Annotated in this window: 16 protein-coding genes; 8 read left to right on the top strand and 8 right to left on the bottom strand. The window is 44.8% G+C overall.

Annotation, left to right across the window (positions count from 1 at the left end):
* The 8 genes from rsxD to flgA all read right to left on the bottom strand — a co-directional run bounded on the left by rsxD (position 1) and on the right by flgA (position 7,188).
* On the bottom strand, positions 1–1,047 hold the full coding sequence (rsxD, locus tag OCV27_RS04375) for an electron transport complex subunit RsxD (RefSeq protein WP_125319456.1): 1,047 nt from the start codon (positions 1,045–1,047) through the stop codon (positions 1–3).
* On the bottom strand, positions 1,047–3,350 hold the full coding sequence (rsxC, locus tag OCV27_RS04380; RefSeq protein ID WP_125319457.1) for an electron transport complex subunit RsxC: 2,304 nt from the start codon (positions 3,348–3,350) through the stop codon (positions 1,047–1,049). Before rsxC ends, rsxD begins: the two co-directional genes overlap by 1 nt.
* Before the next feature lie 8 nt (positions 3,351–3,358).
* Positions 3,359–3,943, bottom strand: coding sequence for an electron transport complex subunit RsxB (rsxB, locus tag OCV27_RS04385; RefSeq protein WP_125319458.1), 585 nt, complete (start codon positions 3,941–3,943; stop codon positions 3,359–3,361).
* Positions 3,943–4,524: an electron transport complex subunit RsxA gene (gene rsxA, locus OCV27_RS04390; protein ID WP_125319459.1), complete on the bottom strand. Its 582-nt coding sequence runs from the start codon at positions 4,522–4,524 to the stop codon at positions 3,943–3,945. Before rsxA ends, rsxB begins: the two co-directional genes overlap by 1 nt.
* Before the next feature lie 274 nt (positions 4,525–4,798).
* A complete protein-coding gene (locus OCV27_RS04395) occupies positions 4,799–5,446 on the bottom strand; it encodes a lytic transglycosylase domain-containing protein (RefSeq protein WP_125319460.1) in 648 nt (215 codons plus the stop codon).
* 53 nt (positions 5,447–5,499) lie between these two features.
* Positions 5,500–5,940, bottom strand: coding sequence for a flagellar protein FlgN (gene flgN / locus OCV27_RS04400; protein WP_125319461.1), 441 nt, complete (start codon positions 5,938–5,940; stop codon positions 5,500–5,502).
* A 19-nt stretch (positions 5,941–5,959) separates the two neighbouring features.
* The gene (gene flgM / locus OCV27_RS04405; protein ID WP_125319462.1) at positions 5,960–6,241 is read right to left on the bottom strand and encodes a flagellar biosynthesis anti-sigma factor FlgM; all 282 of its coding nucleotides are present in this window, start codon (positions 6,239–6,241) and stop codon (positions 5,960–5,962) included.
* 149 nt (positions 6,242–6,390) lie between these two features.
* A complete protein-coding gene (flgA, locus tag OCV27_RS04410; RefSeq protein WP_125319463.1) occupies positions 6,391–7,188 on the bottom strand; it encodes a flagellar basal body P-ring formation chaperone FlgA in 798 nt (265 codons plus the stop codon).
* 79 nt (positions 7,189–7,267) lie between these two features.
* Here flgA and flgB point away from each other — a divergent pair, with 79 nt between their 5' ends.
* From flgB to OCV27_RS04450, 8 genes are read left to right on the top strand one after another with little or no spacing between them, the layout of a single operon-like run.
* Positions 7,268–7,630: a flagellar basal body rod protein FlgB gene (flgB, locus tag OCV27_RS04415; protein ID WP_125319464.1), complete on the top strand. Its 363-nt coding sequence runs from the start codon at positions 7,268–7,270 to the stop codon at positions 7,628–7,630.
* Positions 7,631–7,632: 2 nt separating this feature from the next.
* Positions 7,633–8,067: a flagellar basal body rod protein FlgC gene (flgC, locus tag OCV27_RS04420; protein WP_125319465.1), complete on the top strand. Its 435-nt coding sequence runs from the start codon at positions 7,633–7,635 to the stop codon at positions 8,065–8,067.
* Entirely contained in the window at positions 8,067–8,747 is a 681-nt protein-coding gene (gene flgD, locus OCV27_RS04425) for a flagellar hook assembly protein FlgD (RefSeq protein ID WP_125319466.1), read from the top strand. Before flgC ends, flgD begins: the two co-directional genes overlap by 1 nt.
* Before the next feature lie 25 nt (positions 8,748–8,772).
* Positions 8,773–9,969 (top strand): flagellar hook protein FlgE, encoded by a 1,197-nt coding sequence (gene flgE, locus OCV27_RS04430; RefSeq protein WP_125319467.1) that lies wholly within the window; start codon positions 8,773–8,775, stop codon positions 9,967–9,969.
* Between the two features lie 11 nt (positions 9,970–9,980).
* Positions 9,981–10,712 carry a flagellar basal body rod protein FlgF gene (locus OCV27_RS04435; RefSeq protein WP_125319468.1) on the top strand — a complete coding sequence of 244 codons (732 nt, stop codon included), beginning with the start codon at positions 9,981–9,983 and terminating at the stop codon, positions 10,710–10,712.
* Positions 10,713–10,733: 21 nt separating this feature from the next.
* The gene (flgG, locus tag OCV27_RS04440) at positions 10,734–11,519 is read left to right on the top strand and encodes a flagellar basal-body rod protein FlgG (protein WP_125319469.1); all 786 of its coding nucleotides are present in this window, start codon (positions 10,734–10,736) and stop codon (positions 11,517–11,519) included.
* Positions 11,520–11,547: 28 nt separating this feature from the next.
* Positions 11,548–12,216, top strand: a complete 669-nt coding sequence (gene flgH, locus OCV27_RS04445) for a flagellar basal body L-ring protein FlgH (RefSeq protein WP_125319479.1) — start codon at positions 11,548–11,550, stop codon at positions 12,214–12,216.
* Entirely contained in the window at positions 12,216–13,376 is a 1,161-nt protein-coding gene (locus OCV27_RS04450) for a flagellar basal body P-ring protein FlgI (protein WP_125319470.1), read from the top strand. The genes flgH and OCV27_RS04450 overlap by 1 nt, the downstream gene beginning before the upstream one ends.
* Position 13,377: the final 1 nt, after the last annotated feature.

Genomic DNA, 13,377 nt, shown 5'->3' on the forward strand with positions numbered 1-13,377 from the left:
TCAGTGTCCGTAGGTTCGCGGCTTAGTATAATAATCGATAAGTGGAACACACATGTTTCCTAGTAATACCGCAAAAGCGACGCCGTCTGGGAAACTACCCCAAGTTCGAATCATAAAGACCATCGCACCAATAAAAGCGCCGAAAATTAATCGACCTTTGACCGTTGTTGAGGCCGATACAGGATCTGTGGCAATAAAAAATGCGCCCAGCATAGTTGCGCCGGAGAGTAGGTGAATACTTGGTGATGCAGTTTCACCCGGGGTAAATAGACTAAATAATACGCTGATGACGAGTAAGCTGACTAAGAAGCTTACAGGGATATGCCAGTTGATAACTCTCAATTTTATGAGCAATAACCCCCCCGCTAAGTACGCTAGATTGACCCATTCCCACCCTATGCCAGCCAAGCCAGTAAACTGTGGCTGAGCAACGGCTTCTGCTGCGGTGTTTCCAGAATGTAGAGCGGTTTTAAAAGCATCTAATGGTGTCGCCATTGTTAGCCCATCGATTCCGGTACGAATTTGCTGTAGTGATAACCCATCTAGGTTAAAACCAGTAAAAATTAGCGATAGTGAATCAGTAAATGATACCGCTGAGGGTTGAAGTTCTGTTGGGGCAATCCAACTGGTCATTTGGACTGGAAAGGAAATTAATAACACGACATAGGCAACCATCGCAGGATTAAATAAATTTTGCCCTATACCACCATAGAGGTGCTTGGCAATAATGATAGCGAAGATAAGGCCTATGGTGACTAGCCACCAAGGAGAAAGTGGAGGGATAGCAATGGCAAGTAGCCATGCCGTGACAATAGCACTGTTATCGCGCAAAGCTGAGACAGGTGGACGTTTGCGCACCATCATAACTCCAGCTTCAAGTGCTAAGCCTAATATGATAGCAAAAAACAATTGAATTATTGTGCCCCAACCAAAGAAATAGGTCTGAACAAACAAGCCGGGAAGAGCGCAAAGGGCAACCCACTTCATTAAATCAGGTGTACTTCTTCGGCTGTGAGCGTGGGGTGAGCTGGCAATAAAAAAGGCCATTACTCGTCCTCCTCAAGTCTATGGTTCTGTTCATTTTGTGCCTTGCGTGCTTTCGCTCTTGCGATAGCAGCAGCAACGGCGGCTTTCTTCGGATCTTGCTCTGTTGGTGCTGTTTCTACTTCATCGTCTGAGCTGTCGGCTGTCTTGTTTTGCTCTGCTTTGCGCGCTTTCGCTCTTGCGATAGCCGCAGCAACGGCGGCTTTCTTCGGATCTTGCTCTGTTGGTGCTGTTTCTACTTCAGCGTCTGAGCTGTCGGCTGCCTTGTTTTGCTCTGCTTTGCGCGCTTTCGCTCTTGCGATAGCCGCAGCAACGGCGGCTTTCTTGGGATCTTGCTCTGTCGGCGCTGCTTCTACTTCAGCGTCTGAGCTGTCGGCTGCCTTGCTTTGCTCTGCTTTGCGCGCCTTCGCTCTTGCGATAGCCGCAGCAACGGCGGCTTTCTTGGTATCTTGCTCTGTCGGCGCTGCTTCTACTTCAGCGTTTGAGCTGTCGGCTGCCTTGCTTTGCTCTGCTTTGCGCGCTTTCGCTCTTTCGATGGCAGCAGCAACGGCGGCTTTTTTTGTATCTTGTTCTGTCGGCGCTGACTCTGGGCTCTCAGTTTTCTGTGCCTTCTTCTCTCTCGCTAAACGCTTGCGTTCTTCACGCAGCTTAATCATTTCTGAGTTATCAGGTTCGGTTTGACCTGCCTCTTTTGCTGCGGCCTGTTTGGCTTTTGCTTTGGCGATGGCTGCGGCAACAGCGGGTTTGACGGTTGGTTCATCCGATGCAGAGTCGGACTTTTGCGTCTTTACTCTGGCAATAGCAGCCGCAATAGCGTCTTCACCGTCGGATTTATTAATCTCTTTTCGCCTTTCTTGAGCTGCTTTTTTAAAGCGATTTTCTCGTTCAACCTTATCTCGTTCTAGACGGTTCTTTCTCTCCTCAAAACGGACTTTAGCACGTTCGGCATCTTGGGCTTCGTCTTTTTGAGTGCGTATCTCGGCTTTGGCTTGTCGATAATATTGCACAAGTGGAATTTCGCTTGGGCAGACGAAAGCGCAGGCACCACATTCAATACAGTCCTTAAGATTAAGTTCTTCACACTTGTCGTATTCTTCAGCCTTAGCATGCCAGTAGAGCTGTTGAGGTAGTAATGAAGCAGGACATGCTTCAGCACACAGACCACAGCGAATGCAGGACATTTCGTGCTGCGCAGTGGAAATTTCTTTAACGGTTGGCGCTAGGATGCAGTTTGCCGTTTTGGTAATCGGCACATTCGCGTGGGGAAGGGTAAAGCCCATCATAGGCCCCCCCATGATCAGGCGAGGCAGTTTTCTTTCTGCTTTATAACCAAATTCATCTAATAGCGCTTGGACAGGAGTACCTATAAGGGCTTTGACATTTCTTGGCTGTTTAAATGTGTTACCTGTTAGAGTGATAATACGATCGATCAGAGGTTCTCCATCACAGACGGCCCGTTTTATGGCTTGTAGTGAGCCGACATTTTGTACTAACAGGCCAATATCCGCAGGGATACTATTAGCGGGCACTTCTTTATTGGTCAGAAGTTTAATCAGTTGTTTTTCACCACCTGAAGGGTATTTGGTTGGTACAACTCGTATAACAATATCTTTGTGAGCTGCGGCTTGTTCAAGTGCTTTAATCGCTGTAGGTTTATTATCTTCAATACCAATAATGGTCAATTTAGGTTTTAAGATGTGCTCAACAATTTCGATGCCTGTAATCACTTCATCGGCGTGAGTCTGCATCAGCATATCATCGGCTGTGATATAAGGTTCGCACTCTGCCGCATTCACAATCAATATTTCAGTACGGGCAAGTCCGGACTGAATTTTCTTGGCTGTTGGGAAACCTGCGCCGCCCATTCCAGAAATACCAGCCTGGCGGATGATCTCGATTAGCTCATCTGGTGAGCAATTGGTAAAGTTAATTTTTGTGTCGCGTTCAATCCAACGATCTTCACCATCGGGTTCAATCACAATACACATTTCTGATAAACCAGAAGGGTGCGCGATAGTACGCGGCTCTACCGCTGAAATGGTGCCAGAGGTCGGAGCATGAACTGGCAGCATAAAGCTAGTATCGTATTTAGTAAGCGGCTGCCCTTTAAGAACCTTATCCCCTTGGCTGACAATTACTCTCCCTGGCTTACCGATATGTTGCTTAACCGGTAGAATTATCTCGTGAGGAATACTTGCCGAAGTAATGGATTGCTTGGTGGACTGAGCTTTGTTTTCCGGCGGGTGTATACCGCCAGGGAAGTCCCATAAAGCGCCTGATTTAATTTGTTCGATGAGTGACAACATACCAGTCCTTAATTCACACTATTCTGCGTTTTGGCAGAATCGGTAATATCCACAACAGGAATTACGTTGAGTTGCCACTTCCAATTCGCTGTAGTGGTTTCTACTGGAATCATTTCGATACAATCTGTTGGGCAGGGCGCGACACACAGGTCACATCCAGTACATTCATCCTTAATTACCGTATGGAGTGCTTTTGTTCCGCCGACAATGGCATCAACAGGACAGGCTTGAATACATTTGGTGCAGCCAATACACATATCTTCATGAATAAACGCGACAGTTTTGACATTATCTTGCAAATCATGGGCAGAGTCTGTGGCCTCAACGCCCATCAGATCGGCTAATTTCTCAATCGTGGCTTGGCCTCCTGGTGGACATTTATTAATTGCGTCACCACCCGCTATAGCTTCGGCGTATGGGCGACAACCAGGGTAACCACATTGGCCACATTGAGTTTGAGGCAATATATCATCGATTTGATCGACAATCGGGTCGGCATCAACCTTAAAGCGGATTGAAGCAAAACCTAAGATAGCGCCAAATACAGCGGCAAGTCCCGCAATAACTAAAATGGCAATCATGATCGCGCTCATTAGAGTTTTACCAATCCAGTGAAGCCCATAAATGCCAATGACATCAGGCCTGCGGTGATCATGGCAATCGATGCGCCCTTAAAAGGTGCGGGAACATCGGCGGCGGTAATACGCTCACGCATTGATGCAAAAAGGATTAGCACCAATGAGAATCCAACGGCGGCGCCAAATCCATATATGAACGACTCAATGAAGTTGTGATTTTCATTGATGTTGAGCAAGGCAACACCCAGCACTGCACAATTAGTTGTAATGAGTGGTAAGAAAATACCCAGAAGGCGGTACAGTGTTGGGCTGGTTTTGTGTACCACCATTTCGGTGAACTGCACAACAACAGCAATGACCAGAATAAAGCTCATGGTGCGAAGATACTGTATCCCCAAAGGTAGCAGAATATAGTTTTCAACAAGATACGCGCACACTGAAGCAAGGGTTAGAACAAAAGTGGTCGCTAACCCCATTCCTATTGCTGTTTCCAGCTTCTTAGAGACGCCCATAAAAGGGCACAGCCCCAAAAACTTTACCAGTACAAAATTGTTAACCAGCACAGTGCCGACCAACAACAAAACATATTCGGTCATAGTTATATATTTAAGAGATTCCGATCCCGATATTATCCTGCTTTGCTGAGTTAATAACAACCAACGAAAGCTAGGGTTTTGTATGGTTGAATAAAAATTATACGGGATCTTATCAGTTTTGGTGACATATTCATGTTTAACTCAGTTAAATGGTTCTTAAACTCCATTCTTAACAGAATAAATGGATCTCAAAAAGAAGTTTTTATAGCGGTAAGGAATATAAAATGAGGACCACAGATTAGAGTTTGATAACCTTTTTAAGCTGATTTTAAGCTCAAAGTGTCACTAATGGGGGAAGGGGGGAAAGATCAATCAGGGGTAAAGAGTTTTGATGATCAAATAAATACAAACGACTTTTCTGGTTTTGTAAAATGTCTTTAATCTGTATCAGCTTTTTTAAAGCGTAAAACCGATGTACATAGCGACGAGTTTCCGCTGGCAATTTAAGCTCAGAAAAATGTCGGCTTTCTGCTTGATTTATGGCTCGTGCAACTCGCCCCTCGCCTGCGTTATAGGCAGCCAGTGTAAGTGCTACATCATCAAACTTGGTGTATAAAAATTGCAAATATAGAATAGCGGCTTCTGTACTGGCTTGAACATTAAGACGTTGGTCTTTTGCAGCGCTGACTTGCAGTCCAAAACGTTTTGCTGTGGCCGGCATAAGTTGCCATAAGCCTACAGCATTTACATGGGAGACTGCGGAGGGGTCGTAAGAAGATTCCAGCATGGGAATAAGAATAAAGTCAGTTGGAAGTGAATGTGCTTTCAGCTTATCAGCGATTTTATCTATTAGGCTTTGGTTGTTTTTTAAATGTACTTCAATCTGAGTTTTGTAAGGGGACAATACCTGCCATTGAGTATCAATATCTGCTGTCGTGGGTGAAGCATTGAGAAAGCTTAGCTTAAAGCAATACAATATCATCAATTTTGCCACCAGCCAAAGGAGTGGTAAAGGGCGATACCTGTTTGACACCATTAGCCTGATAGTTGCTCTTGATAAGTATGTTGTTCGGCGCTGGTGAGTGATGCCATTAGTTCATGAAAGCTAGCGCTAGTTTGACCATTTTCATGATTAAGTGCTTGGCATCGTTTGACCATATTTTCTAATTGTTGCCACTGATACCTGACTTTTTTTGCAGCATAAGAGGGAAGCGCTGCAAAGAATTGCTCCGTACCAGTTTTATCTGCTGATAGTTGAAGGTTTACCATTATTTGGCTGCGCTGCTGTGCATGGCGGTGTAACTGCTCAAGTAGAGGTTGCTGTAAAGCGAGGTTTTGCTCAAGTTTGTCTGCATCAAAAGATAAATACAGTGATTTTTGTTGTTTTAGCAGCACTTCGAGTCTTTGATACGACTTAAAGTCATGGACTAATGTATTGAAAAAACTCTGTATTAAGTGTGAAGTTTTTGATGTCATTGCCCTATCCTCAGTCGTATTAATCGTGACCAGTATGAAATTGAAGAACAGCTTTAGATAGTGCTTGGGTATTGAGTGACAATTCTCCATTTGCTAGTGCATCGCGCACTCTAACAACTTTTTCCATGTCTACGTCTGCCAAAGACTGCATCTCAGCCTGAGCTTGTTCAAGCGCTGTTACATTAATGTCTAATTTAGGTTGAGCGCTTGGCTTTACACTAGTGGGTTCGGCTGCTTTTTTTGGGGCTTGGTCGAGGTTACTTTGGGTAACATGTCCACCTGTAACTTTGTCTATTTTCATCAATGTTATCCTCATTTTTCGTGCTTACAATTACAGTGCGACCATAGCAAAGCGGTTATTAAGTTTGATTGACGCTATTTTAGATTTACCGCAATTGAGCTAGCGTTGACGACAAGAAAATAAAAGAAATGATAACTCCAGTCCAAAAATTAGAATTGAGTCTCCACTTGGTTTAGCCCTGTCACAATGGCTTTGATCTCCTTTTCCGATGAGAGATTCTTAATATCGATTTGTTGTCCTAATGTTCCTTGCTCCAATGCGACCCCTTTAGTGGTAGCAGTAAATCCATTTTTTGAGGCTGTGACAATGACTTGATTACCTTTCTCTACGAGCGGTGGTGACTCCAGCTGTTGTGGGTTGAGGATTTGACCTGAACGAATTCGCCGTAGTGCAAGCTTCCCTGTGGCTTCGGAGACTTGAGTCAAAAAATCTTGTTCTCTGCTTAATGTTCGCCATTCAAGTTTTAGATCTTTTGCAGCAATCGTTTGTTGACGACGAATCCCAGTATTTGTCACCACGAGGTTAAGGCCTAATTCTGCTTTTATGGTGATATTGATTCGCCAGTCAACAGTGGTGGATAGACAACTCACCGACCTTTTTAGAGTTCCAACAGGAAGCGCTTTGTTGTCTGAACCAGTGACGGTTAGTGGTTCAGGACAGGGGGGTAAATGGTTTGCTGAGGCTGGTACTCGAACCTGAAAATCAAGTGAGTGCATTCCCCAATGACGAGCATTAGCTTGACGCTTGACTTGGTTTTTGAAGTCTTGTTCGACCACCTGAACAATTGCTTGGTATGTGGGGCTATTTTCGTTGGCCAAAACGGTATTGGCTAACAGCAAGGCGACCAACCCAAATGCTCGTATTAAAGGGGAAATAATCATTTTTCCTCCGTTGGTATAGGCTTCCGTAATCCGGAAGTGCCCTTTCCTTTTTTCTATGTAAGCCATTGTTATGAAAGCCTTAATTTTATGGCACGTATTTTGTTTGATTTAAGACTATCTGAGCCGACAGCATAAGGAAAGATAAATGGCTATTTCATTTGATAATGCGTTAGGAGTTCATCCTGACACTCTGAATTTTCGAGTTCAGCGTACCAAAGTACTGGCCAGCAACCTAGCAAATGTTGATACACCGGGATACTTGTCTCGCGATCTTAGCTTTACCACAGTTATGGATCAGATGTCCTCAACTGGTGTGAGCAAAAAAAGCCCTAAGTTGTTGGTATCTTCTATGTACTCAATACCCTACCAGAACAGCAAGAATGGTAACACGGTAGAACTTGGTGTTGAGCAGGGAAAGTTTGCCCAAAACAACATGGATTTTCAGACCAGCCTGACATTTCTAAATATGAAGTTTTCAGGATTAGCTAAAGCGATAGAGGGACGTTAATTATGTCATTTACCGATATTTATTCGATTGCTGGTTCGGCGATGAATGCTCAGACAGTGAGGTTGAATACGGTTGCAAGTAATCTCGCCAATGCAGATGCCGCATCTGCAAATGAAAAAGACGCATACAAAGCATTAAAACCTGTCTTCGCGACTGTTTATAACAAAACGCAACTAAGTGCGAGTAAAGATAGTTATCCAAATGCTGAGGTTCGGATTGTCGATGTGGTGCAGAGTTCGAGTCAAGCTGAGCAGCGTTTTGAGCCAACCAACCCTTTGGCAAATGACCAAGGCTATGTGTATTACCCTGATATTGATGTTGTGGCAGAGATGGCGGACATGATGTCGGCGACACGCAGTTTTGAAACCAATGTTGAAGTCCTAACTAATGTCAAAAGTATGCAGCAAGGATTGTTGAAATTAGGGCAGGGTAGCTAATGAGTATTACTCCCAATAACGCTTTAAATTTTGATACTCCAATAGGCTCAGCATCAAACACCAATGGTGTATCAGGTAATCCACAAGATGCCAATAGTGCCACGTCACTAGAAAACGAATTTATTAGTTTGATGGTGGCTCAGATCCAAAATCAGGATCCACTCAATCCGCTTGATGGTACTGAATATGTTAGCCAGCTTGCGCAGTTTTCTCAGGTTCAGAGTACCGAGAATATAGCGTCAATGATGAAAAATAACACGGTATTGCTCGATAACATGCAAGTTTTGTCAACTGCTGGGCTAGTAGGACAAACCGTTTATGTTTCATCCAATGAATTTGAGTTAGATGAAGGGCAACAGAGGGGAAAAGTAGAACTGCAACATCCTTCTAGCCAGGTCAATCTGACGATCACAGATGAGTTTGGTCAAGTGACACCTCTTTCTCTGGGCGCTCATCCAGCGGGTGATGTCGATTTTTCTATTAACCCAGAGTCTCTAGGGTTGAAACCTGGTAAATACACAGTATCTGTTCAAATTCAGGAAGGTCAATCTGCACCTAACTTATTGTTAGCTGGTGAGGTTGAGCAAGTGAGAATCCCTAGTTCTGGTGGCTCCGCACAGGTCAATGTTCAAGGTGTTGGCAGCGTTCCATTTTATCAAATTACCCAATTTGGTGCTTAACCAATAAGGAAAATAGAGGTTAATTATGAGTTTTAATATTGCCCTAAGCGGCTTGGATGCAACAAATACAGAGCTGAATACTATCAGCCATAACATTGCCAACGCATCGACTTACGGATTTAAAGGAGCACGTACCGAATTTGCAGCTGTATACAATGGCATGCAGCCTGGTGGAGTCGAAGTAGCATCTATTTCGCAGAACTTTGATAAAAATGGCTCTGTAACGGGTACTGGTCGAGCAATGGATTTAGCAATCAATGGTGGTGGATTTTTTGTCACCAAAGATAGTGCTGGCCAGCTTCTTTACACTCGGTCAGGAGTCTTCAATACAGACAGAGACAACTATGTGATGAGTAATACTGGTGCCAAATTGCAAGGTTATAGTGTTGATGGCAATAATAATCTTCTGACAGGTGTGACTGGTGATATCAAGTTGTCGACGTCTTCGTTGGCTGCACAAGCGACGGATAAAATGGCGTTTATTGCCAACTTTGATGCGACCAATGAGAGCATTGATACCGCCCTTAATCCATTTGACTCTGACAATACAAAATCTTTCCATTCTTCATACACAACCAAAGTGTTCGATTCTCAGGGTAAGCCCCATACCGTGACTCAATACTTTACTAAAACGAGTGACAACTCGTGGCAAGTGAATGCTCAGGTAGATGGCGGAAAAGCGGTTGTATCTAACATTACTATGACGTTCAACCCAGATGGATCGCTAGCCACACCAACTAGTGCTTATCAGGTTGCGTTTCCTGCTACTGGAGCAAACCCTGTAAGCATTGACATCGACTTATCAGGCAGTACTCAATTTGGTACTGAGTTTGGTGTAAGTACCAATAATCCTAATGGTTACACTTCAGGCGAGCTTGCGGGAGTACGTGTTGAGGATAACGGTATGGTTTACGCCACATACACGAATGGTCAGTCACAACTTCAAGGGCAATTAGTGCTAGCCAATTTTGCTAACCCTCAAGGATTATCGACAGTCAGCGGTACGGCTTGGACTCAGAGCTTTAGCTCCGGCGCCCCAGTTGTAGGCGTTCCAGGATCGGGCACATTGGGTGAATTGACCCCTGGTGCACTTGAAGGATCCAATGTCGATTTGACTAGTGAACTGGTTAACTTGATGACAGCGCAGCGTAATTATCAAGCCAATGCCAAGACTATTTCGACTAATGACAAGCTGACCCAAGCTCTATTTAACGCGGTTTAACGGAGCTTAATATGGACAGTTTGTTATTTACCGCCACTTCTGGAGCCAGTCGAGTACTTAAAGCGCAGCATGTCCGTTCAAACAATTTATCCAATGCCGATACAGCTGGATTCAGAGCGGATATGGAACGCGTATCGAGTATACCACTGCAAGGGTCAGGTTTTGATGGTCGCACCTTAGCAGTGACCAACTCTGCATCGACTCGATTTGACTCCGGTGACGTGATCAAAACCGGACGAACTTTGGATGTGGCTGTGATGGGAGAGGGCTATTTGACAGTACAGACCCCAGAAGGTCAAGAAGCCTACACCCGAGCAGGTAATCTCAAGGTTGATCAAGAGGGTGCACTCACCGTTAATGGCTTTGCTGTTATTGGTGATGGAGGGGCTCTGGTATTACCGGAATACCAAAAAATTGAGATAAGTGAACGTGGACGCATTTCTGTTGTGCCTCCTGGTGGTGGAGCGGAGCTTGAAGTCGGAACCCTTAAACTGGTTAAACCTGATTCGACTCAGCTTGAAAAGCGCAGTGATAGTTTGCTTCACAGTGTGGATGGTAACCCATTTGCACAAGATCAAACGGTTCAAATCGCTCCAGAGCATATCGAAGGGAGTAACGTATCGGCGATTGATGAGTTGCTCAATGTTATGTCATTGACACGAAACTTTGAAATGCAGATACGGATGATGAAAACCGCCGAGACATTAGCTCAGGCCGGAAACAAATTGATCTCGCCGCGCTAGCGGTGACATAAGGAGTAGGAAATGCATTCAGCGTTATGGGTTAGTAAAACGGGAATGGCAGCGCAAGACACGAAAATGACTGCCATTTCTAACAATTTAGCCAATGTTAATACGGTTGGTTTTAAGCGTGATCGAGTGGTGTTCGAAGACTTGTTCTATAGCATTCAACGTCAACCAGGAGCCCTTGTTGACCAGGTGAATCAATTACCAACAGGAGTTCAGCTCGGCAGTGGCGTTCGCGTCGTGGGGACGCAAAAAGTATTTACCCAGGGGAACACTCAAAACACCAATCAAGAACTAGATTTGGCTGTAATGGGGCAAGGTTTTTTCCAAATAGAAAATACAGATGGTCAAATTATGTATTCACGTAATGGCCAGTTTCATGTTAATTCGGAAGGCTTGATGGTCAATAGCCAAGGCTTACCGCTTGAGCCACAAATTCAGATACCAGAAAACGCGTTGTCGGTTTCTGTGGGTGTAGATGGCACTGTCTCGGCAACCTCAGCAGACAGTAATGCACCTGAAGATCTTGGCCAAATCACGTTAGCTAAATTTATCAACCCAGCGGGTCTTGAAGCCTTGGGTGGCAATTTGTTTCGTGAAACCGAAGCCAGCGGACAAGCGGATGAGCTGATTGCAGGTGAAGATGGGGTTGGTCGAATTAAGCAAGGCGCATTAGAAGGAGCCAATGTACAGGTGGTAGAAGAAATGGTCGATATGATAACCACTCAACGCGCTTATGAAATGAACGCCAAAGTAGTGTCGGCTGCTGACGACATGCTCAAGTTTGTTGCTCAATCGTTGTAATGACTTATTGATGAAAAAGGAACAGGGAATGCAGGCATTTTTGAGAGTGTTGCCGCTAGTCATCCTGCTTGGAGGATGTGCTGGTCGACAGGAGTTCACACCTCCAAAACCAGATGAAGAGAAATATGCCCCGCCGGAGCTGGATTATTCTTTGCCCGCCGCAAGTAAGGGTAGCCTCTATCGTCATCAATACACCATGACCTTGTTTCAAGACAGAAGAGCATATCGTGTTGGCGATATGCTCACTGTTGTTCTTTTTGAAGAAACGGAATCAAGCAAGAAGGCGGATACAAAGTACGGTAAGAACTCAAGCGTTGGGTTTGCGGTGCCAACTTTTGGTACAAAAACCATCGATGAGTTGGCTGCCAGCATAGACGCCGAGAGAGGATTTGACGGCAGTGCGTCAAGTTCTCAAGGTAATAAGCTCGAAGGTGCGATAACAGTAACTGTCCATGAAGTGTTACCTAATGGGGTTTTGCGGATCAGCGGAGAAAAATGGATTCGCCTTAATCAAGGTGATGAGTTTATTCGCCTGACGGGTATGGTTCGTGTTGATGATATTAATCGCAATAATCAGGTGTCGTCGGCGCGAATTGGTGATGCTCGTATTACTTATTCGGGACGGGGAGCTTTATCCGATAGTAATGCCCCTGGTTGGTTGAGCCAATTCTTTAATAGCCCATGGATGCCGTTTTAATGAAACAATTATTAGTTCAATATATAAATTGCCTAAATTTACCTGGGTTAAAAGCAACGCTGGTTAGCAGCTTGGTTGTGTTGTTGTTTGGTGCAGTATTGCCGGCACATGCTGAAGTTAAGATCCCAGTGATGGACTTAGTGGATATTCAGGGTATTCGTCAAAATCAACTGGTGGGTTATGGGCTGGTGGTTGGTCTTGACGGACAAGGAGACCGCAACCAGGTCAAGTTTACGGCCCAGTCTATCACCAATATGCTGCGTCAGTTTGGAGTGCAGATTGACGACAATACAAACCCGAAATTGCGCAATGTTGCTTCAGTGAGTGTGACGGCCACCGTTAAGCCTATGGCAGGGGTAGGGCAAGCTTTGAATGTCGTGGTTTCTTCAATTGGAGACGCCAAAAGCTTGCGTGGTGGCACCTTGCTACTCACTCCTTTACGAGGTATTGATGGTGAAGTTTACGCTGTAGCGCAGGGCAATCTTGTAGTTGGGGGCGTGTCTGCCAAAGGAAAAAGTGGCTCTAAAGTGGTGGTAAATACGCCAACGTCTGGCCGCATTCCAGGTGGAGCTATTCTAGAGCGTGAGGTGCCAAATGACTTTGCTGACAGTGATAATGTGGTACTCAACTTAAGAAAACCAAGCTTCACTACAGCCAAGAATATTAGTCGAGAAATTAATAATATTTTTGGTCCTAAGGTTGCTGTGGCAGAGAACAATGCTCGGATTAAAGTTAAAGCCCCTAAAGACAGTCAGCAGCGGGTAGTAATGATGTCAATGCTAGAGGATATCAGTGTGAATCAAGGTCGTAAGCCGGCTCGTGTGGTATTCAATTCTCGTACTGGTACGGTTGTGATTGGTAAAAGTGTCAAAGTCAGTGAAGCTGCAGTCAGTCATGGTAATTTGACTGTTACCGTTGCTGAGTCCCAGCAGGTGAGCCAACCCAACGCCTTTGCGCAAGGTCAAACCCAAGTAGTCGATAATTCACAGCTCAACATTACCGAAGAGCGTAGCCAAATGGTGATTTGGCCACCGGGGACTGAATTAAACACCATAGTTAATGCTGTTAACAGTTTAGGAGCAACTCCAACGGATTTGATGTCAATTTTGCAAGCATTACATGAAGCGGGTGCTTTGAATGCCGAACTTGTGGTGATTTGAG

This window comes from Vibrio pectenicida (assembly GCA_024347015.1).
Classification (GTDB): domain Bacteria; phylum Pseudomonadota; class Gammaproteobacteria; order Enterobacterales; family Vibrionaceae; genus Vibrio; species Vibrio pectenicida.